The following is a 22,053-nucleotide window of genomic DNA, read 5'->3' on the forward strand; positions in this document are numbered from 1 at the left end:
ATATAAAAAAAGAGGATGAAATTAGATCTCAAACCTCTTTGTTAATTTTTAGGATTTTCTTCTGAATCGTTTAAGAGCAACACCAGCAAGTCCAAATAATCCAGCTACCGCAGCTATAATTCCTATTTGCTCTGTTTTTACTCCTGTAGCAGATACGTTTTGTTTTGCTTTAGAAGACTTATCTTGTGTTTGGTGTATTGCTTCACCCTGATAGACATTTTTAGCATCAACAGGCTGATCTTTGGCAGTTTCTTTTGTGGCATTCTTAGCTCTTAATTGATTGTGTTTTGCTTCTAACCTAGCATGAACTTCTTGATAGAGTTCCAAAAGACTCTCTTCGGCTTTGTATTTTGTTTCTTTAGCGGCAAGATCGGCTTTGGCTGATGCAACTGCCTTACGAGCCTTAGAAAGCTGTTGAGGAGCTTGAGCTAATTGTTTAGCTCTTTCTTGAACTTGTTTCAATCGAACTTGAGAATCAATTAATTGCTTTCTTGCTTCGATTGTATTCGCTTTAGTTGATTGTAAAGCTGCTCTTAAAGATTCAAGTTTTGAGCTTTCTGCAGCTAATTTCTCTCTTGCTAAATCTAAAGCCAATCGCTTAGGTTCTAACTCTGCTTCGTATCTTCTAGTTGCATTCTCAAGTGCTTGCTGTTTGTCAGCAGTGTTTCTTGCAGCAGCCGCTACACGATCTTGAGCATTCAGAAGCTGATATTGAGCGTTTGCTAAAAGTTGCGCTTGGTCACTTGTTTGTGACTGGAGATCATTTAGTTGACTATTTAAAATACCAGCTCTTACTTCGCGATTTGTTTTTTCAACTTTTAAGGCAGCAATTTCATTTTTTAAAGCAGCATATTTTTCATTTGTATTCGTCCGTGATTGGCGTGCACTAGCTAGTAAGTTTTCGTAATCAGCTAGGCTCATCAAGGTTCCGTTTTGCAAGCGTTGGTTCAAGTTTCCTACTTGATGGAAACCAACTGTTGCAGTTCCATTTGTTGAACTGTACTGATTAGGAACAGTGTTATAAGATGCAGAAATTGCAGTTGCCTTATTATCCAACATTTGCAAGTAATGACCAACTCTTGCGAATTCAGCAGCACCAATTTTCATATAAATATCATTGGCATCCAGCTGAGATTCGTCTGTTGGTAAGTTATAGCGTGCAGCGATCTCTTGATACAATGCTTTTTCACTGTACCAAAAATCAACTGATGCCTTAGGTGTAAAGCTGATAGCCACATTTTCATTTTTTATATACTTAAACATGTGGCGACCGTTTTGTTCGAAAAAGGCTGATTGAATTTGGCTGGCAACATTTGCATATGGATCAACATATAATGGAGGTAATCCTGCCTGTGCTCGATAGTTATTTATTGCTCGAATAACTTCTACAGCTTTTAAATTATTTTCAAGAGTCGCTGAGCTGGTAGAGTCGCTGCCAACTGTTAACCCATCTTCAGCTTGGGACCGTTTGTATAAAGCGAGTGCGTTAGCTGCAGCATCTCTAATTTCTTGAGTTGCTCCTTGGCTTTGCAAGTTTTGAAGGAGCTCTTGATAGGTATTAGCAGCTTGTGTTGTTGTTTCAGTTTGTGGGGTATTTGCCAATTCAGCTTCTTTTTGATTAATTGCAGTCTGAATCTGGTTGATTTCATTTTGGTTTGTCTGGATAGCTTTTTCAAGATTAGCTGTATTACTTGGTGAATTAGCAATATTTTGCTGAACGGCTACAAGATTAGCTTGCTTAGCTGTAAGTTCTTGATTCGCTTGTTCTTCTTCTGCTTTTGCCTGAGCTAGTTCTTGTTCTTCCCTAACGATAGGTGCTTTCGCTTCGTTATATTCTCTTTCGGCAACGTCTACCAAAGTTCGTTGTCCGACAACGACATTTTCCTGTTGTTGAACTGCTTGTTCTGAAGGAAGTTCTTGACTTTGCGAGTTGTTTAATGAAGCTTGATTTGCATTCACTTCTGCTTCAGCTTTACTTACTTCTGCTTTAGCTTCTGCGACAGCCTCTGGACTAGCTTCTTTGTTGACTTCTTTCGCTTGATTGAGCTGAGCTTGAGTGTTTTGATTTGCTTCTTGAGCTTTCTCAAGTTCATCTTTAGCTTTTTCAACAACATCTTTTTGAGCATCTACTTGTGCTTTTGCCAGATCTTTTTGAATTTCTGTCACTTCAAGATCATTTTGCTCTGATCGTTGAGATGGTTTTGTTAACTCATCAGCATTTACATGATTTCCCACAACTCCAGAAATCAAAGTGGTTGCTGCAATCCCTGTTGCAACAACTGATTTTCCTAATTTCTTTTCCATTTCTCTCTCCAAATCCTCCTAATTTTTATATTGATATTTATTCATACCACTTCGCTTGACTCATTCTATCATGTCTATGTGAAAAACAAAGATAAAATTCGTTTCGTTTTCATAGCTTTTTGATTACAATTTGATGACTATTTGCAAATGTAAGTTTTTTTATAAAATAATCAAAAAATCAGACTAGATGCCTGATTTTTGGGATATTTCTTATCATTTTTGGCGACCTTTGAGAACAGCTTCTATAATTGCCATTCTGACAAAGACTCCATTCGTCATCTGTTCAACAATACGTGATTTTGGTGCTTCAACTAAATGGTCAGCGATTTCTACATCTCGGTTAACTGGAGCTGGATGCATCAGAATAGCTGTGTCTTTCATACGGTCGTAACGCTCTTGAGTCAGCCCATGCAGTCTGTGGTAGTTTTCTTTAGAAAAGATAGACTCATAATCATGACGCTCGTGTTGAACACGCAAGAACATCATGACATCTACTTTGTCAATAACTTCATCGATCGTTACAAATTCACCATAGTGAGAGAATTCTTCACTTCTCCATTCTTCTGGTCCTGCAAAATAAAGCTCTGCTCCCAATCGTTTAAGAATCTGCATGTTAGATTTAGCTACACGTGAGTGATCTAAGTCACCAGCAATTGCAACTTTCAATCCTTCGAAGTGTCCAAATTCTTGGTAAATTGTCATCAAGTCTAGGAGACTTTGACTTGGGTGCTGACCTGAACCATCCCCACCGTTGACGATGGATGTAGTAATGGTTGGGCTTTCCACTAGCTCTTTGTAGTAGTCTACTTCTGGGTGGCGAATGACACAAATGTCAACTCCGAGTGCAGACATGGTCAAAATAGTATCATACAAGGTTTCACCCTTGTTAACTGAGCTGGTTTTCACATCGAAATCCAATAGGTCGCAACCCAATTTCAATTCTGCTACCTCAAAGGCCTTGTGGGTTCTTGTTGAAGGTTCGAAGAAAAGATTGGCCACGATATGTTGTTCGTCATAGTTGGCTTTTGCTCCATTTTTAAATTCAATTCCTCGTTTGATCAAGGCCATAACTTCTTCGTTTGACAAAGTTTCCATTGAGACAAGGTTTTTAAGAGCGATTTGATTAGATGACATGATAAGATCTCCTTTGTGATAATGATTAGAGCTCTATTTCAATTTTGCCTTAGAGATAAATTGAAATAAATTAATGTTGAACAGTTTAATAAATCAGATGTCTGACCTAATTCTTAGGTTCAGGCAGGACAAGATAGAGGACAATTCCCAGAATAGTTGACAAGGCTACACCTGAGATTTGCAGACCCGAAAGTTGCAAGGTCAGACCACCGATACCAGAAACCAATATGACACTGGCAATCAGTAGATTCTTTTTGTTATCAAAGTTAGTCTGGGCTTCTATGAGAATTTTAAGTCCACTTGAGGCAATTACACCGAAGAGAGCAATGGATATTCCACCTAGAACTGGACTCGGGATTGATTGGAGCAAAGCGGAAACTTTTCCGACAAAACTCATGACGATGGCAAGAACTGCAGCACCAGCTATCACATAGACGCTGTATATTTTATTGAGCGCCATGACTCCGATATTCTCTCCATAGCTAGTCACTGGCGGCGCTCCGAAAAGCCCTGCAATAATCTGAGCTAGCCCATCACCAGTCAAAGTTTTATCTAAGCCTGGATCTTTGAAGAAATCTTTTCCTGTCAAGCTATTTAATACCATGACGTGGCCAAAGTGCTCTGTCATGGTTACAAAGGCGATAGGTGCCATGGTTAAAATTGCACTAGGGTAAAATTTTACATCATAATCTAAGAAAGGAAGGCTCATTGGTGGAAGGTGGAACCAAGATGCTTCACCAACCTTTGCAAATGAGACAATCTCCTGTCCAGTTATTGCACCAAGAATTAAACTAAAGAAGTATCCAACTATCAAACCTAGTAAGACAGGAATGATACCGATAATTTTTTTACCATATATGTTAAAGAGAATGACTGCTAACAAGGTCACCATTCCAATAGTGAAATAAGTCAAATCATAAACCTTTTCACCATTAGCTCCTGTCTTATTCATAACGTCGCTAACAGCTGTGCCAGCTAAACTCAGACCGATGACCATGATAATTGGTCCTACAACTACAGGAGGTAGTATTTTATCAATCCAGGCGTTTCCAGCAAACTTAACAATCATGGCTACGATAAAGTAGACCAAACCACCTGTGATAGCACCTTGTGCTACCGCTCCGATACCATCAGTTTTCATCAATAATTGCATGGCTGCTATATAAGCAAAGCTGGATCCCATATAGGCTGGTATCTTATACTTGGTAACTGTTAGGTGTGCTAGGGTTCCTAGGCCACTTGAGAACAGGGCAACTGCTGGATCAATCCCTACTAAGATTGGGACTAGAACAGTCGCGCCAAACATAGCAAACAGATGCTGGAAGGATAAGCCTAAAAGCAAGCCTGGTTTTGGCATATCATGAACATCATACTTTACTTCTTGATTCATATAGATTATTATTCCCCTTTTATTAAGATACGATCTTGACCATCAGTTTCGGTCATTTCTACAATGATTTCTTCTGTTCTACTAGTTGGAATATTTTTTCCAATATAGTCAGTTCTAATTGGTAATTCCCGATGGCCTCGGTCAACCAAGACTGCTAGGCTAACGCGCGAAGGTCTACCGTGGCTTACGAGATTGTCAATGGCCGCCCGAATGGTACGACCTGTGTAGAGAACATCGTCAATCAGAATCACTTGACGGTCAGTAATATCTACAGGAATCAAAGTCGTATCTTCTTCCTGACTCTTTTTATCATCTCTAAAAGGTTTTGTATCAATTTCAGCTACTGGAATATCAATTTGTTCCAATTGTGCTAATCGTTTTTGGATACGATGAGCCAAGTGAACTCCACGAGTTTTAATTCCCGCCAAGACTACTTGGTTCAATTCTTTGTTGCGTTCGATGATTTCATAAGTAATCCGTGTGATCGCACGGTTCATTGTAATATCATCAACAACTTCTTTTGTTTTCATGAATACCTCCTAAACCAACAAAAAAGTCTCCTTTTTCAAGGAGACTACAGAATAATTTGCTGGGTGTGCAAACAAGACGCACCTGTACATGATCAACCCAATTTCTACTTGCTCCTTGTCTACCTCTCTGGATAGAATTAAAGGATTATTTAATTGTTAATACTTTATCACAATTTCCAAACAATTTCAAGAATTAAATTCAAATTTTAAGCAAAAAATAGATTGTTTATCCAAGAACTCCTTCTTTTTCTTGTTTTTTATGTTTGTCTCTTTTTTATTAGCTCTAAGAGACTCCTTCTTATCAATGATTGGCAAAGACTTTTCATTTTCCGCTTCATATCTTGGAGTGGCTTTAGAAGGTGCTTCTTTTTTAAGTCCATCAGCTTTTTTTCTTTAGCTTCCTTGTTATTGTCAATGTTGCCACCCTGGACATCAGGGAAATGCTGCGCCAATGCTTTTGGAGTTTTATTTTCATTTGATTCAAGCTCTGCTTTGGGGATATAATTGTCGCTGACGTTGATAAAAGTCACAGTCTTATTTGGTTCCTGAGCGCTAAAGTTATGATTTTATTCTTGTTCTTATCCAAATTATCTAAAGAAGTAAATTGACTAATTCCTTCCAATTTTTTAGCTCATTTTCACCTAAGTTTAAATTCTTCAAGGAAGGCTGAGAGTGACTAGAAACCAAAATAAAGCAAAAAAAGAAGCAGGATACTTTCCCACTTCTTCTTTGATTTTAATTTTATATATTTGAATGGTTATTTATTATGGCTATTCAAGGACAGAATAAGCTTGGACAGATGATTTTTCAATGTTTGCTGTATAAGATTACTTTTCCGACTTTCAGACAGTCAAACGACAATCTGAAACACAAAAATCTAGCTCTATATCGCTTCTGTAGTGAAACTACGACTTTCCAGCACCTTCAGCATGGCATCAGCTGTGTCCAAGGCTGTGAAGAGGGGTACTCCGTGCTCAATAGCTGAGCTGCGGATAATTTGACCATGCTTATCTGCAGTCCGCTTGGTTCCGACCGTGTTGATAATAGCCTGAATCTTGCCCTTGCGGATATAGGCTGGGATGTCCTTGTTATCATCACTGCCGATTTTTTCTACCAGACGGACGTGCAGGCCGTGATTTTCAAAATAAGAGGCTGTTCCCTTGGTTGCCCAGATACCATAGCCAATACTGGCAAAACGCAGTGCCAGCTGCAGGGCTTCTTCCTTGCTATCGTCTGCAATAGTAAAGACGACATTACCAAAGCTTGGCAGATGGAGATAGGAAGCTTCAAAAGCCTTGTAGAGTGCTTTTTCGAGCGTGCGGTCGCTGCCCATGACTTCACCAGTAGACTTCATTTCAGGTCCCAAGAGACTGTCAACCTTTGCTAGCTTGGTAAAGGAGAAGACCGGCGCCTTGATATGAACCATGGAACTTTCTGGATGAAGACCGTCTTCATAGCCCAGCTCTGTCAAAGTTTCCCCAAGAATCAAACGAGTCGCCACTTGCGCCATAGGAATATCGGTCACCTTGGACAAGAAAGGAACGGTCCGGCTGGCCCGTGGATTGACCTCAATGACATAGACCTGCTCATCTTTGATGACGAACTGAATGTTCATCATACCGATACAGTTCAGTCCTAGAGCCAAACGCTTGGTATAGTCTGCAATAGTATCCTTGACTTTCTGCGATAAGGTTTGCGGCGGATAGGCTGCCATGGAATCCCCTGAGTGAACCCCCGCCCGCTCGATATGCTCCATAATCCCTGGAATCAAGACCAGCCGGCCATCAGAAATGGCATCTACTTCGCACTCATCCCCGACAATGTAAGAATCAACCAAAACCGGATGATCTGGACTGGCCTTAACCGCTGTCCGCATATAAGAACGCAAATCAGCTTCGTTTTCTACGATTTCCATGGCACGGCCACCCAAGACATAGGAAGGTCTCACTAGAACAGGGAAGCCAATCTTACGAGCAGCCTCTACTGCCTCCTCTTCATTAGTGGCTGTCTGACCTGGTGGCTGCGGAATATCCAACTCCTTCAGAGCTTGCTCAAAGAGATCCCGATCCTCAGCTCGATCCAAGTCCGCCACTTGGGTACCTAAAATCTTAACACCAGCCTTGGACAGAGGCTCTGCAAGATTAATGGCTGTCTGACCGCCAAACTGAACGATAACCCCTTTAGGCTGTTCCAGCTCAATGACATTCATGACATCTTCAAAGGTCAGCGGCTCAAAATAGAGCTTGTCAGAAACAGAAAAGTCAGTCGAAACAGTCTCTGGATTGCTGTTCATGATAATCGCTTCGTAACCAGCCGCCTGAATAGCCTTTACAGAATGAACGGTCGCATAGTCAAACTCGACTCCCTGCCCGATTCGGATAGGACCAGAGCCCAGCACCAGAACTGATTCCTTGCTGGATTTGACAGATTCATTTTCAAAGCCATAGGTAGAGTAGAAATAAGGCGTCGCAGACCCGAACTCAGCAGCACAGGTATCCACCATCTTGTAAACCGGCAAAATCTTCTGCTCCTGCCGGATGCGACGCACCTGCTCAGCTGTCATCCCCCACAAGGATGCAATCTTAGTATCCGCAAAGCCATTTTGCTTAGCCTTCTTAAGCACATAGCTATCTCCGATATGACTGGCCAGCTCCTGCTCAATTTCGTAAATATGGAGCAGCTTATCCAGGAAAAAGACATCAATCTTGGTCAGCTCCGCAATTTCATCCGGACTGTAACCACGACGAATAGCCTCTGAAATATAGAAAAGTCGGTCATCTTGCGCCTTGACTATCTTCCTCATCAACTCATCATCGCTTACTTGACTGAGAGCAGGCAGCTCGTTGTGGTCCACACCAACTTCCAGAGAACGGCAAGCCTTGAGCAGACTCTCCTCAATATTGCGGCCGATAGCCATGACTTCCCCGGTCGCCTTCATCTGGGTTCCCAGACGGCGCTCACCCTGCTCAAATTTATCAAATGGAAAGCGCGGAATCTTAGCGACTACATAGTCCAGAGCCGGCTCAAACATAGCATAGGTAGAGCCTGTCACCGGATTGATGATTTCATCCAATGTGAGCCCGACTGCGATTTTAGCCGCCAGCTTGGCAATCGGATAGCCGGTCGCCTTAGAGGCAAGGGCTGATGAGCGGGAAACCCGTGGATTGACCTCGATAACATAGTATTTGAAACTATGCGGGTCCAGAGCCAGCTGCACATTACAGCCGCCCTCAATCTTCAGCGCTCGAATAATCTTGAGGCTGGCGTCCCGCAACATCTGGTATTCATAGTCTGAGATAGTCTGACTTGGCGCAAAGACGATAGAATCGCCTGTGTGAATGCCGACGGGGTCAAAGTTTTCCATATTACATACGACCAGCGCATTGTCGGCGCCATCCCGCATGACTTCGTATTCGATTTCCTTAAAGCCTGCTATGGAGCGCTCAATCAGGCACTGAGTCACTGGAGAGAGTTTGAGGCCGTTTTCTGCGATTTCCTGCAGCTCTTCTTCATTACTACAGATACCACCGCCAGTTCCTCCCAGTGTAAATGCCGGACGGACAATGACTGGATAGCCGATTTCAGCCGCAAAGTCCAGCGCTTCATCAACTGTATTGACAATCTCTGACTCAGGGATGGGCTGACCTAGCTCTTCCATCAGCTGCTTGAAGAGATCCCGGTCTTCCGCTTGGTCAATGGCTGACAGCTTAGTCCCCAAGAGCTCCACTCCCAGCTCTTCTAAAAGCCCTGACTTGGATAATTCCATAGCCATATTGAGTCCGGTCTGTCCGCCCAAAGTAGGCAGAAGAGCATCCGGCCGCTCCTTACGCAAAATTCTCGCAACAAACTCCAGCGTGATCGGCTCGATATAAACTCGGTCTGCAATTTCTTTGTCCGTCATAATGGTCGCTGGATTAGAATTAACCAAGACGACACTGTAGCCCTCTTCTTTCAAGGACAGGCAAGCCTGAGTCCCAGCATAGTCAAACTCCGCGGCCTGACCAATAACAATCGGACCAGAACCGATGACCATAATTTTCTGAATATCTTTACGTTTTGGCATAGTGCACCTCTCAATCTTGCTTCCTAGTAAGCCTGATGGGCATCCATCATTTCCATAAACTCATCAAAGAGATAGTCTGCATCATGCGGTCCCGGCGCAGCATCTGGGTGGAACTGCACAGAAAAGGCAGGATAATCCCGATGGCGCACACCTTCGACAGACTTATCATTGATTTCTTCATGAGTCACAATCAGGCATTCCGGCAACCCCTCACGACTGACTGCATAGCCGTGATTTTGACTGGTAAAGTCAACTCGGCCTGTCGCAATTTCACGAACTGCGTGGTTGAAGCCACGGTGGCCGAACTTCATCTTATGCGTCTTTGCACCGTTAGCCATGGAGAAGAGCTGATGCCCCATACAAATTCCGAAAATTGGAATCTTGCCTTGAACACCGCGAATCATGTCCAAAGCCTCCGGTACATCTTCTGGATTTCCCGGTCCATTTGACAACATAACCCCATCAGGATTAAGCTGGAGAATTTCCTCAGCGCTGGTATTATAAGGTACCACTGTCACGCTGCAATTGCGTTTGGCTAACTCCCGCAGGATAGAATGCTTGAGACCAAAGTCCACCAATACCACGTTTCGACCAGTTCCCGGAGCAGGATAAGACTGCTTGGTAGAAACCTGCTTAATGTTATCAGTTGGCAGAACTATAGACTGAAGCTGGTCTTGTAAACGCTCAATACTATCATTCGCATTGGCAATGGTTGCCCGCATAGTTCCATGTTGGCGTATAATCTTAGTTAGTGCCCTTGTATCAATCCCTGATATTCCTGGTATCTTCTTGATTTTGAGGAACTCATCCAAAGACAATTGCTGACGCCAATTGCTAGCACGTCGTGCATACTCATAGACCACAACTCCCTTACAGGTCGGCAGAATAGATTCATAGTCGTCCCGATTGACACCATAATTTCCAACCAAGGGATAAGTAAAGGTCAAAATCTGGCCGTTATAAGACTGATCCGTAATTGATTCCTGATAGCCTGTCATGCCAGTGTTAAAGACGATTTCGCCTGTTACGAAAAGATCCGCCCCAAAAGCTTCCCCTTCGAAAATCATGCCATTTTCTAATATTAAAAGTCTCTTTGCCATTGTTTCCTCCTGTCTAAGATGCAGATCACCTATGACCATCCACATAAGAAATATAATAATAGGGAGTAGGATTGCTTCGCATAGCTTCACCCACTCCCGGCTCACTGTCCGAGATTATCGTCGTCCTTTCAGAACTGCTTCAATAATAGCCATTCTAACAAAGACACTGAGCCAGTCGCTTCTGAATGCGATAAACCAAGTGAACCCCACGGGTCTTAATGCCAGCCAAAACAACTCGGTTTAGGTGCTTGCTGCGCTCAATGATTTCATAGGTAATCCGCGTAATCGCACGATTCATGGTGATGTTATCAACAACTTCTTTTGTTTTCATTTATTCCTCCTCAAACAACAGAAAAAGCCTCCTCATACAAGGAGACCTCAGAAAAATCTAATCAGGCAAGCTAAAACAAGACGCACTTGCTTACACTCCACCCATCTTTTTACTAGCTCCTTGTCTATCTCTCTGGATAGAATTAAAGGATTATTTAATTGTTAATACTCTATCACAAATTAAAAACTAATTCAAGAAAAAAATGTATTTTTATGCATTGATAATCACAAAATTATGTTTAATTTATCATTTGTCTCTTTTTAAGAAGTCTTCTTCTTTGAAAAAGAGAACGATTTCACACCGTAAAAGATAAATCCAAAGACCAAATAGGCTACAAAGATAATTAAGCATCTTTTAATGACATAAGGCCATTGGTGTTTAAAGACATTTAGGAAAAAGTAAGGAAATGGATTATCTTTAGCATTGGGAATATCAATCTTTAAGAAAAAACCATTAAAGAGAGCGAATGCCATATAAAGCAAAGGTAAACTAGTCCAAGAAATTGGATCAAACCAACGGTATTGACGTGCTTTGTCAAAAACTAAAGTATCCAAAAGAAAAGCAAGGGGAACTATATAATGACAAAGGAAATTCTCTAAACGATAAAAGTCTGTCGCAATTGGGGCCAGTAAAAGGTGGTAAACTACGCAAGTAATCATGATAGACATGGTCACACCACCCTTGATTCTAAGTACTCCCGCTGACTGCCATTTATCATCTGCCCTTGTCATGAGATAGATAAGGTAGCCGGTAAAAAGCAAAACTAAAAGATTTGACAGGACTGTATAATACATGAGCATACCCCAACCATATTTAGATATTTCGAGATATACTCCGAGGAAGCTTAGAAAAAAGAGTATGATACGATATGCAAAAATCAATCTACGATTCATACTTACCTCAGATTTTCTTTACAAACTCTGACTTGAGCTTCATCGCACCGAAGCCGTCAATCTTACAGTCAATATTGTGGTCACCTTCTACAATGCGGATATTTTTTACACGTGTACCTTGTTTGAGATCTTTAGGTGCACCTTTGACTTTCAAGTCCTTGATTAGGGTAACAGTGTCACCATCAGCCAACTTATTGCCATTGGCATCAATAGCTACCACTCCTTCTTCTACCTCTTGAACGTCAGCTGGGTTCCATTCATAAGCACATTCTGGGCAAATTAAAAGTGCACCATCTTCATAGACATATTCTGAGTTACATTTTGGACAATTTGGTAAAGTGTTCATTATTTTCTCCCTTTTAAAATATACTGATTTATTATACTCTATTCTGCGACTTTTGACAAACTAGTTAGGATTTTTCCCTTAATTCCTGGGTCCTCTTGTAGGCAACTTGAACGGCATCCATGACTGTTCCTCGAAAGGCATTTTCTTCCAGACTAGCTACCCCTGCAATGGTCGATCCGCCCGGACTGCAGACCTGGTCTTTGAGCTGAGCCGGATGTCGCCCACTGACCTGACTTAGCTTGGTAGCGCCTAAGAGAGTTTGATTGGCTAGTTCAAGCGATATGTCGCGACTGATTCCTGCCCGCACCCCAGCGTCTGCTAAGGCCTCTATAAAGAGATAGACGAAAGCTGGTCCACAGCCAGCAAGAGCTGTCGCTGCATCCAACTGTTTTTCCTCTAGTTTAACTAAAAGGCCAGCTGAAGACAGAAGCTCACGCAACAAGTCTTCATCCGCTTGATTCGCCTGCTGAGATAAGCTATAGGTAATAACACCCTCACCTACAGCTACCGGTGTATTAGGCATGATCCGAATCCAACGATGGTGGCTAGGTGTCAATTTTTCTAATATTTTCAAACTCAGACCAGCAGCCATTGAAACCAGCAGAAGAGACTCCCGTTTTTCAAGAATTTCCTGATATTCAGCCAACAAGTCAGCGAATTGAGCTGGTTTGATACCCAGAAAAATCACCTCTGCCTGAGCAAAAACTTCTGCATTACTGACCGGCTGGCCACCAACTTCCGCAGCAATTTTTTCAGCTTTGTCTCGACTTCGATTAGCCAGTAGTAATTCGCTTCTATATCTTTCATCTCGGGCAACTAGGCGAGCTAAACTGCCACCCATATTTCCCAGACCGATAAATCCAATTTTCATCATTATTTCCTCACTTGACCAGTTCCTTGGATGACGTACTTATAGCTAGTCAACTCTTTGAGTCCCATGGGGCCTCTGGCATGCAGTTTTTGAGTAGAAATCCCCATTTCGCAGCCAAGGCCAAATTGACCACCGTCTGTAAAGCGGGTTGAAGCATTTACATAAACTGCTGCGCTATCCACCTGCTCTGTGAAGTAAGCTGCCGCTGCAGACTTCTCCGTCACAATGGCATCCGAGTGATGAGTGCTGTGAGCCTCAATATGCTCCACCGCTTCTTCCAGCGAAGAAACCAGCTTGACCGCTAAGACATAATCCAAAAATTCGGTATCAAAATCTTCCGGTCTAGCTTGCGAGCTCGAGATATACTGTGCCGCTTTCTCATCCAAACGTAATTCAACAGACTTTTCTTGTACAGCATCACGATCTGTCACCAAAATCTTCTGCAAACGTGGTAAAAATGCAGCTGCAATCTCTTCATGTACCAGTAGCACTTCCATGGCATTGCAGACTGAGGGGCGACTGGTCTTGGCATTCTCAATAATCGCCAAAGCCTTGTCCTGATCAGCGTCCTTATCTACATATATATGAACAATTCCAGTACCTGTCTCAATAACTGGCACAGTAGCATTTTCTACAACCGCCTGAATCAGTCCCGCGCCACCACGAGGGATGAGCAAATCCAGATAACCCTTGGCCTTCATCATAGCCTGGGCGGAAGCCCGGCTGGTATCAGAAACCAACTGGATACAATCCGGCGAAATCTCCGTCTGAGCCAAGCCTTCTTTCAAAGCTGTGACAATTGCTAGCGCTGTCTGATAGGCATCCTTGCCACTTCTGAGAACGACTGCGCTACCACTCTTTAGGGCCAGAGCCGCAGCGTCAGAGGTGACGTTGGGCCGACTTTCGTAGATAATACCAATCACGCCCATAGCCACTCGCATTTTACTGATGACAAGGCCGTTATCAAGCTCGGTCCTTTCCAAGACTTGCCTTACAGGATCCTCCAAGTCAATCAACTGGCGAATGCCCTCTGCCATAGCAGCAATCCGCTCCTCATCTAGATAGAGGCGATCCAACATCACATCTGAAATCTTACCTTTAGCCGCGGTCATATCCAGTTCATTAGCTGTCAAAATATCCGCACGAGAAAACCAGAGCTGCTTTGCCATTTCTTCTAAAGCATGGTTTTTCTCAGTAGTTGTGGCCGTATTGATCGTCTTCTTGACTTTCTGAACCTTTTCAAAAATTGCTTGCGTTGAGGTCATCGCTTCTCCTTTCCTCGTCTTCTAAAATTCTGCAAATAAATCATTCAACTCCGGCGTCAATGAAATCCAGTCATCCCGATGAATGACAACACCTTTAGGTTTATTGGACTTGAGCATATCTTTAAGAGCAGACTTGCCAAAACGCACGCGCCCTTTACCAAGAATAGCTCCGCTGCTTTCTTCATAAACCGTCACAGTATCCTGATAGGCAAAGCTCCCCGATACTGAGACAAGACCAGATACCAACAAACTTTTACCATTGTTTCTGAGAGCGTCGGCTGCTCCTTGGTCTACATAGATTTCCCCTTGACTTTTAGCATAGAAAGCCAGCCATTGCTTCTGCGTCTTTAGACCTTTTTCCTGGGCTAAAAAGAGACTGCCATCCTTGGTTTCCTCCGCAGCTTCCAGTAGAGCATCCGTCTTGAGCGAGGAGCAGATATAGACCGGAACACCAGACATGGTCGCCAGTGTTGCAGCCTTAATCTTTGTCAGCATGCCACCAGTACCATTGCTTGTTCCTGCACCGCCTGCTATATCAATCAGCTCAGAGCTAATCTTCTCAATCTTTTCAAGTCGACGGGCATCTGGATTGGTAGAGGGATTGGCTGTGTAGAGTCCGTCTACATCAGTCAAGAGCACCAAGAGGTCCGCCTGAACCATAGCCGCTACCTGAGCACTCAGTGTATCATTATCACCGACCTTGAGCTCCTCGATGGCCACCGAGTCATTTTCATTGATGATAGGGATAGCGCCGCGATTCAGTAAGACAGATAAGGCTTGATGGGCATTCTTGTAACGTCGCTTATCTGCAAAATCATCCTGGGTTAAAAGAATCTGAGCTGAAATGATTTGCTTCAAAAGAAGATTGGTTGTATATTCCTCGAGAAGTAAACCCTGTCCAACCGCAGCTGAAGCTTGTTTATCTGCTACCTTGGTCGGTCGCTTTTTAAAGCCAAGAGAAGAAAATCCTGCCGCAATAGCTCCTGATGAGACCAAGATTAACTCATGCCCCGCCTCATGCAAGAGAGCCAACTGTCGAGTAATTTCCTTTACCTTGGCGCGTGACAGACTGCCATCTGCGTTGGTTAATGACGAAGTCCCCACCTTAAATACGATTCGCTTTGCTTTCATTTCCTTTTCCTTAACTGCTAGATTGTCTTATTATACCACGATTTACAGAAAATAAAAACGACCGCAATTGAAGCGATCAAAGGGTTGAAGGATGTTATTTAACTCGAAAGTTATACAGCGAGCATTAAACAACTATTTGTCTAGTTTAAAACTATACTTTGATAAAATAGCTCCAACTAACTAAAATCTTTTCTATTAAAAACGTAAAAAACTGCGACCAATCGGTCACAGTTTTGAACGAATCTTAGTGGAATTGCATACCACCATCAACGATAATGGTTTGACCAGTAATGTAGTCTGAATCAGGCCCGGCTAGGAAGCTAACTGCGGCTGCAACATCTTCTGGTTCAGAAAGACGTTTCAGCGTGATATCTTTAGCGAATGTTTGCATACCCCACTCATCATCTTTGCCAGCATTTTTACCAACTTCATGAGCGATATCAAACATCATCGGTGTCTTCACGATACCTGGCGCATAAGCATTGACTGTAATTCCAGAGTCCGCTAAATCACGCGCTAATGTTTGAGTGATTCCACGCACCGCAAATTTCGTACCACCATAGACTGTCAAATTAGGATTGCCTACTACACCAGCCTGAGATGTAGCGTTGATAATCTTACCACCATGGCCAAGTGCCTTAAATTGTGCTTGAGCTGCTTGAGATCCCCAAATGACGCCACCTACATTAATGGCAAAAGTACGTGTAAATTGTTCCTCTGTAATAGTATCAAGAGGGGTTGTTGGTGCTACACCAGCATTATTGACAACAACATTTAAATCCCCAAAATGATCAACAACTTTTTGGAAGGCAGTGGCTACTTCGGCTTGTTTAGACACATCTGCAACTACAGCAAAGGTCTTAGTAGCTGACAACTCCGCAACTGCCTTTTCAACAGTTTCCGCATTATAGTCCAATAGTCCGACCTTAAATCCATCTTGAACCAAGCGCTTTGCAATTGCAAAACCGATCCCTTGACCTGCACCTGTAACAATAGCAACTTTTGACATATGATTCCTCCTTGGTATCCATGATACCGCGACACGTTCATAGCTGAACAGCAAAGGGTTTACAAGTTAGTTATGGCAAAAAATTTCATTATGAAACTTCTGTCAGAGCTATGCTACGATTATACAACTATGTGAAAACTGTGTCAAACTTTTGCAGTTTTATAGATTATTGATAAATCCTATGATGTATCTTGTAGCAGGTATATTAGGAACTTGTAGCATTACTTTAATTTTTTTGGTTATGAAATTTGGGGATAAAGCACAGTTCCGGTATGTCATAACTAAACTATCTTGATTAGGCTTGATTGGGCTAAACTCCAATTGATAGATATTCGGGTGATAGGAAAATTTAACTTGGCACATGATTAATTCTCCTCTTTAATATAAAAAAACAGCCGCAAGGCAGCTTCAAAAGCTCCTAGGGACTGTTTTGTATTTTAATAATGAATGAACCTGATTATTCTTGACGTAGCTTTTTCAAGGTTTCTTGGAAAATAGCTGGCGCTTCAGCTGTAAATTCTAGCATTTCACCAGTTCGAGGATGGGTAAAGCCTAATGTTCGCGCGTGCAGAAACTGGCCATGTCCTTTTAAAGTCTTACGAGGTCCATAGACCTCATCTCCAGCTACAGGGTGTCCGATGTAGGCCATGTGAACGCGGATTTGATGAGTTCGTCCTGTTTCCAACTGAAGCTCAACCAAGCTATAGTCACCAAAACGCTCCAAGACTTGGAAACGCGTCAGAGCTGACTTGCCTTTGGCCGTCACAGCCTGCTTCTTGCGGTCTTTTTCACTACGGCCAATCGGAGCCTCAATCACTCCGCGGTCATTAGGTAGATTTCCATGAACAATAGCCCAATACTTGCGTAGGGATTTCTTATCCTTGAGCTCATCAGCCAGAGCCACATGGGCATGGTCATTCTTAGCAATCATGAGAAGCCCTGAAGTGTCCTTGTCAATCCGATGGACAATCCCCGGCCGGAGAACTCCATTGATGCCAGACAGGTCTTTGATGTGATACATAAGAGCATTGACTAGAGTGCCACTAGTATGACCTGCAGAAGGATGGACCACCATACCCTGCGGTTTATTGACAACTGCCACGTCCTCATCTTGATAGACGATTTCTAACGGAATATCCTCTGCTACATACTCAACTTCCTCAACCTCTGGTAGTTTGTAAGAGATGACATCGCCCTCTTTAACAGTGTACTTAGCTTTTTTTACCAAGCCATTTACTAAAATCTTACCTGTCTTAATTTGTTCATTAGCTAGGCTTCTTGACAAATCAGTTAAATCAGCGACGGCTTTATCTAAACGCGCCCCAGCCTGCTCAACTTTCACTTCCATTAGTTTCTTCCTTTATGATGACTAGGAGCATGATTAAAACTCCAAAAGTTAGATAGGTATCCGCAACATTAAAGACTGCAAAATTGATAAAATCAACTTGGAACATATCGACAACAAATCCTTGGCGCAAGCGATCAATAAAATTACCTAAACCACCTGCAATAATCAAGGTCAACCCACTGATAAGCCAAAATGAACCTTTTATATTTTTTATCAAATACCAGATGGCTCCTCCAATCACAAGGAGTGTGATAATTGTAAAGAGCCACTGCTGATTCTCTAAAATAGAAAAAGCAGCTCCTGTGTTTTGAAGATATGTTAGGCTCATGATTGAAGGAATGAATCCCTTAACCTCACCTAATTTAATATTAGAGACAATAGTCCACTTAACCAACTGATCTAAAACAATCAGCAAGACAATCGTAAGGGGAATGGTTATTTTTCTTCTCATACTTTTCTCTTCTTCTCAAAATATTCTTTCATAACAGCTACAAATGCCTCTCCAACTTGAGATAGTTCAACCTCAGAACGTTTGACATAAACCATTTTATTATCTAGAGCATCCTTGACTGGAATCACTGTAATGCCATTCACACTATTACTATCCAAGAAACCTGATCCAGTCGCATAGGCATCTGTTCTTTCTAAAATACCATTCAATGTGGCCCGGTCGGTCACATTAAACATCTGGGAACTAGCGCTGGTATCCACCAAGTTTTCAGAATAATAGAGATACTCATCTTTTTCTTGAGTAAATCGAACGGTAGGTAGGTCAGTCAAATCATCCATAATCAATTCTTTTTTATTGGTCAGCGGATGATCCTCCCTTAGATAAATATGCGTCTGGAAAGGAATGAGCTCAATAACTTCTAAACCAAGCTTGTCTATTTTTTGCATAATTCCCTTAGTGTTCTGATTGTTAAGATAGATGATTCCTATCTCGCTATGACCTTGGGCTATTTCATCTAGAATCTGGACGGTAGTCGATTCAAATATCCGAAAATTCTTATATGCTGGATATAACTTTGAAAACTCTGTGATAAGAGGGGGTAAGAAATCATAGTGCTGACTAGCAATAGAAAATTCGTCCTTTTCTTCCTCAGGATTAGCATACTGATTTTGGAAAATATCAAAGCCCTTTACCAATTCCTGAGCCCGCTCATAGAACTCCATTCCTCGACGAGTTAAAAAGGTCCCACTACTAGTTCTCCGAAAAATCTTAAAACCAAGCTCTTTTTCTAAATCTCTCACGGAAATGGAAAGACTCGGTTGGCTGACATACATTTTTTCTGCCGCTTCTCGAAAAGTTCCACTATTTGCAATAGCAACCACGTATCGTAATTGTTGAATATTCATTTTATCTTCCTCATGTAAAGTATTGATATTATACCATAAATTCGTTCTTTCATAAAGAAATGGAGGGTCTCTAAACTAGAGATCCTCTTTTACACTATTCTGATAATGCAAATATGTCTTTTAAATACAGGAAAGTTACTCTTAGAACAACAACTAAAGCGATTAGCACTTCACATACATAAATAATTTGTCCAGTAATTCCTATATTATAATGCAATAAGAAAGTTTTTAGGGCTGTTGCTGAAATCACTAAAGGAAAAGTAAAGGCGGAAAATCCTGCAGAAAAAGGTCTTCTCAAAAGACTTGGAAGTTGATATAGAATAAAGAAATAAAGTATCTGCCCAAAAACGATAAGGAATAAGAGCAAAAGATTGTTTGGATTTGGGAAACTAGCTACATAAGCCGCTGTTATCAATGAAACCGGAGCGCAAAACGTCGTCATATTCGGCAGAATCGCTTCTGTTAGTCCAATCTTAAAAGTCTTATAAAAAACAATTGGCAAAACTAGAATGGTAGCAAGAAGACAATACCAAAAGATTATCTGCCCAAGAAAGAATTGATCAGAAACAAAGATTGTCAAAGGAGCTACGCCAATTCCTACAAAGAGAACAGTCCAAGAAGGATAAACATTTTCCCACTTGAAAGGAATAAGAAACGAAAAGAAATAATAAATCATCAAAAAGACTAAGCCGATAAAACTAATCCACCACAGAATTCGAGCCAAGAACATGGTCCAAGATCCCCAAAATGTCCAGCTTGCCAGATAGCTTGAAAGCAACATCCCTTGCATGAAGAAAGTCGGAAAGACAGATGCAATGAGAGGATCTCTTAACTGTTTTCTAACCAGTTTTTTATATGAGACCATACCAAATATCAAATGAATTAAAAAGAAAACTGCTAGCCCAGCAAAGAAATACCGTAAAATCTGACTCAAACTTCCAATCAAGTTTCCAATGGCTAACAAACCTAATACTAGACCAGATTGGACCAACAAGGGTTCTCTTCTCTTTATCTTCATAATTTCTTCTCCAAAATGGCCAAAGTTAAACTAACCATGACCTTTTTATAAATTATCTTTTCTTTCCAGGTAAACTATTTCCGACTTTTTCTCAAAACCCAACCTTTGATATAATCTCAAGGCACCAGTGTTTACAACTTCAACAACTATTTGACAAAGTCGGCCATTGATTTTGTGTAAATCGTTTAGAATATATTTGACTAGATAGGACCCTAATCCTTGGCCTTGATACCCTTTTTCCACTGCCAAACCAAATAAGTAATTGGTTCCTAAGCTGACATCTACCGAACAAGATGCACGAACTCGTCCATCCTTACGTAAGACATATAAGCGACAAGTTTCATCAAGTACAGCCTCTCTGGCATACTTTTCTGCACAAGTCAATGTAGTACCAAACTCTTGCGATTGAAAATTTGCGATATCACTAATTAAACTTAGGTCTGCTAAAGCAACTTCTATATCTGAAACATCATCCAAATAGAATTGACGAGAATCTTGTTCCAGCCAAATCTCATTCTCATCTATGTTAGCAGAATATTTATTCCAAAAATCTGGATATCGATCTAAAAAATTCGTTTCTGAAATATAATGGATATTAATAAGCTGATAACGCTTAGCAGTCTTCTTAAATTCATTTACTAGTACCTTAGCTATGCCTTGACAGCGATAAGCAGGAGCAACATAAATAGACACTTCTGCTTCATGTGGTTCATCAGCATATATTGATAGAAAGCCAACCAAAGCCTCGTCTACAAACGCTAAGATAAAAGCAGGCATGTTGGGATTGTCATTATAATTGCTGTCTAAATATGGAATTCTATATGTCTGATCTACTTGGTTACATTCTTTTACTATCGAAAACGCATCATTCTTTTCTTTGTCAGACAATTGAACTCTTACTTGTATATTCATCTTACACTCCTAAATTGTTATGGACATTATACCACATAATACAATTTTCCTCTCCATAAAACAAAAAAGAAACAGGAAAAATTCCTGTTTCACTTTATTTAGATTTGATATAGTTAATACCATCCGCCTTAGGTGCAACAGCTTTTCCGAAGAAGAGTGCTAGGACAAGAATTGTCAAAACGTAAGGCGCAATCTGCAAGTAAACCGCTGGAACATGAGATAGAAATGGTAATTGACTTCCGATAACTGCTAAACTTTGAGATAATCCAAAGAAAAGACTTGAAAGCATTGCTCCAATTGGATCCCATTTACCAAAGATCATAGCTGCTAGAGCAATGAAACCTGGTCCAATGATTGTTGTTGCAGCAAAGTTAACTGAGATTGATTGTGCGTAGATCGCTCCACCGACACCACCGAGGAATCCAGAAATTATTACTCCCCAATAGCGCATCAGATAAACATTAATTCCCAGTGTATCTGCAGCTTGTGGATGTTCACCAACAGAGCGAAGACGAAGACCAAATTTCGTCTTAAACATGATGAACCAAGCGACAAAGGCAAAACCTACAGCCAAGTAACCCATCAGACTGGTGTGTTTGAAGAAAATATCTCCAATAACAGGGATATCAGACAGGATTGGGAAATTAAATTTACCAAAAGAAACTCGAATGTTATCAGTTTGACCTTTTCCGTAAAGAGCTTTTACTAAGAAAATTGCCAAGGCAGGTGCCATCAAGTTCAAAACTGTACCACTGACAACATGGTCTGCACGAAAGTTGATAGTAGCGACTGCGTGAATAAGTGAGAAAACAAGTCCGACTATTCCACCGACCAAAAGGGCCAACCAAGGTGTTAAACTTCCGAAAGTACTTTCAAACGTAAGGTTGAAAACAACACCTGAGAAAGCACCCATCACCATGATACCTTCAAGTCCCACGTTAACAACACCTGAATGTTCAGAGAAGGCACCACCAATACTAGTGAAGACCAAAGGAGCTGCATAAATAAGCATTGACGACACTAACAAATTTAGCATTGAGACAAAATTCATC

The 22,053-nt window shown here is 41.6% G+C and carries 19 protein-coding genes and 1 pseudogene; all 20 read right to left on the bottom strand.

What is annotated here, in order from left to right; translation table 11 throughout:
- Positions 1 to 48: 48 nt before the first annotated feature.
- The 20 genes and pseudogenes from HMPREF3108_RS05010 to HMPREF3108_RS05110 all read right to left on the bottom strand — a co-directional run bounded on the left by HMPREF3108_RS05010 (position 49) and on the right by HMPREF3108_RS05110 (position 22,052).
- Positions 49 to 2,304 (bottom strand): CAP domain-containing protein, encoded by a 2,256-nt coding sequence (locus tag HMPREF3108_RS05010; protein WP_070493577.1) that lies wholly within the window; start codon positions 2,302 to 2,304, stop codon positions 49 to 51.
- A gap of 213 nt (positions 2,305 to 2,517) precedes the next feature.
- A complete protein-coding gene (locus HMPREF3108_RS05015; protein WP_008808699.1) occupies positions 2,518 to 3,438 on the bottom strand; it encodes an aspartate carbamoyltransferase catalytic subunit in 921 nt (306 codons plus the stop codon).
- A gap of 106 nt (positions 3,439 to 3,544) precedes the next feature.
- The gene (locus HMPREF3108_RS05020) at positions 3,545 to 4,828 is read right to left on the bottom strand and encodes a uracil-xanthine permease family protein (RefSeq protein ID WP_008808700.1); all 1,284 of its coding nucleotides are present in this window, start codon (positions 4,826 to 4,828) and stop codon (positions 3,545 to 3,547) included.
- 8 nt (positions 4,829 to 4,836) lie between these two features.
- The gene (gene pyrR / locus HMPREF3108_RS05025; protein ID WP_046165616.1) at positions 4,837 to 5,358 is read right to left on the bottom strand and encodes a bifunctional pyr operon transcriptional regulator/uracil phosphoribosyltransferase PyrR; all 522 of its coding nucleotides are present in this window, start codon (positions 5,356 to 5,358) and stop codon (positions 4,837 to 4,839) included.
- Between the two features lie 257 nt (positions 5,359 to 5,615).
- Positions 5,616 to 5,888 carry a hypothetical protein gene (locus tag HMPREF3108_RS10910; RefSeq protein ID WP_048774556.1) on the bottom strand — a complete coding sequence of 91 codons (273 nt, stop codon included), beginning with the start codon at positions 5,886 to 5,888 and terminating at the stop codon, positions 5,616 to 5,618.
- 353 nt (positions 5,889 to 6,241) lie between these two features.
- Positions 6,242 to 9,421 (bottom strand): carbamoyl-phosphate synthase large subunit, encoded by a 3,180-nt coding sequence (gene carB / locus HMPREF3108_RS05035; RefSeq protein WP_070493580.1) that lies wholly within the window; start codon positions 9,419 to 9,421, stop codon positions 6,242 to 6,244.
- Positions 9,422 to 9,444: 23 nt separating this feature from the next.
- On the bottom strand, positions 9,445 to 10,521 hold the full coding sequence (locus tag HMPREF3108_RS05040; RefSeq protein WP_061593104.1) for a carbamoyl phosphate synthase small subunit: 1,077 nt from the start codon (positions 10,519 to 10,521) through the stop codon (positions 9,445 to 9,447).
- Positions 10,522 to 10,687: 166 nt separating this feature from the next.
- A pseudogene (locus HMPREF3108_RS10810) lies at positions 10,688 to 10,852 on the bottom strand (bifunctional pyr operon transcriptional regulator/uracil phosphoribosyltransferase); the annotation flags it as partial.
- Between the two features lie 260 nt (positions 10,853 to 11,112).
- A complete protein-coding gene (locus tag HMPREF3108_RS05050) occupies positions 11,113 to 11,745 on the bottom strand; it encodes a Pr6Pr family membrane protein (protein ID WP_048775867.1) in 633 nt (210 codons plus the stop codon).
- A gap of 7 nt (positions 11,746 to 11,752) precedes the next feature.
- Positions 11,753 to 12,091, bottom strand: a complete 339-nt coding sequence (locus HMPREF3108_RS05055) for a zinc ribbon domain-containing protein YjdM (protein WP_045502884.1) — start codon at positions 12,089 to 12,091, stop codon at positions 11,753 to 11,755.
- 64 nt (positions 12,092 to 12,155) lie between these two features.
- Entirely contained in the window at positions 12,156 to 12,962 is an 807-nt protein-coding gene (proC, locus tag HMPREF3108_RS05060) for a pyrroline-5-carboxylate reductase (protein ID WP_070493586.1), read from the bottom strand.
- Between the two features lie 2 nt (positions 12,963 to 12,964).
- Entirely contained in the window at positions 12,965 to 14,227 is a 1,263-nt protein-coding gene (locus tag HMPREF3108_RS05065; protein ID WP_048779554.1) for a glutamate-5-semialdehyde dehydrogenase, read from the bottom strand.
- A gap of 21 nt (positions 14,228 to 14,248) precedes the next feature.
- Complete coding sequence (proB, locus tag HMPREF3108_RS05070; RefSeq protein WP_048779552.1) at positions 14,249 to 15,358, bottom strand: glutamate 5-kinase; 1,110 nt, start codon at positions 15,356 to 15,358, stop codon at positions 14,249 to 14,251.
- 244 nt (positions 15,359 to 15,602) lie between these two features.
- Positions 15,603 to 16,367: a (S)-acetoin forming diacetyl reductase gene (locus tag HMPREF3108_RS05075; protein ID WP_012000507.1), complete on the bottom strand. Its 765-nt coding sequence runs from the start codon at positions 16,365 to 16,367 to the stop codon at positions 15,603 to 15,605.
- Positions 16,368 to 16,824: 457 nt separating this feature from the next.
- Positions 16,825 to 17,715: an RluA family pseudouridine synthase gene (locus HMPREF3108_RS05085; protein ID WP_045634857.1), complete on the bottom strand. Its 891-nt coding sequence runs from the start codon at positions 17,713 to 17,715 to the stop codon at positions 16,825 to 16,827.
- Positions 17,699 to 18,166, bottom strand: a complete 468-nt coding sequence (gene lspA / locus HMPREF3108_RS05090; RefSeq protein ID WP_045634858.1) for a signal peptidase II — start codon at positions 18,164 to 18,166, stop codon at positions 17,699 to 17,701. Before lspA ends, HMPREF3108_RS05085 begins: the two co-directional genes overlap by 17 nt.
- Complete coding sequence (locus HMPREF3108_RS05095) at positions 18,163 to 19,071, bottom strand: LysR family transcriptional regulator (protein ID WP_048779550.1); 909 nt, start codon at positions 19,069 to 19,071, stop codon at positions 18,163 to 18,165. The genes lspA and HMPREF3108_RS05095 overlap by 4 nt, the downstream gene beginning before the upstream one ends.
- Positions 19,072 to 19,165: 94 nt before the next feature.
- On the bottom strand, positions 19,166 to 20,089 hold the full coding sequence (locus HMPREF3108_RS05100; RefSeq protein ID WP_045634860.1) for a TDT family transporter: 924 nt from the start codon (positions 20,087 to 20,089) through the stop codon (positions 19,166 to 19,168).
- A 45-nt stretch (positions 20,090 to 20,134) separates the two neighbouring features.
- On the bottom strand, positions 20,135 to 21,001 hold the full coding sequence (locus HMPREF3108_RS05105; RefSeq protein WP_045634861.1) for a GNAT family N-acetyltransferase: 867 nt from the start codon (positions 20,999 to 21,001) through the stop codon (positions 20,135 to 20,137).
- A 94-nt stretch (positions 21,002 to 21,095) separates the two neighbouring features.
- Positions 21,096 to 22,052 (bottom strand): ABC transporter permease, encoded by a 957-nt coding sequence (locus tag HMPREF3108_RS05110; RefSeq protein ID WP_045502853.1) that lies wholly within the window; start codon positions 22,050 to 22,052, stop codon positions 21,096 to 21,098.
- Position 22,053: the final 1 nt, after the last annotated feature.

The organism is Streptococcus sp. HMSC10A01 (genome assembly GCF_001807785.1).
Classification (GTDB): domain Bacteria; phylum Bacillota; class Bacilli; order Lactobacillales; family Streptococcaceae; genus Streptococcus; species Streptococcus gordonii.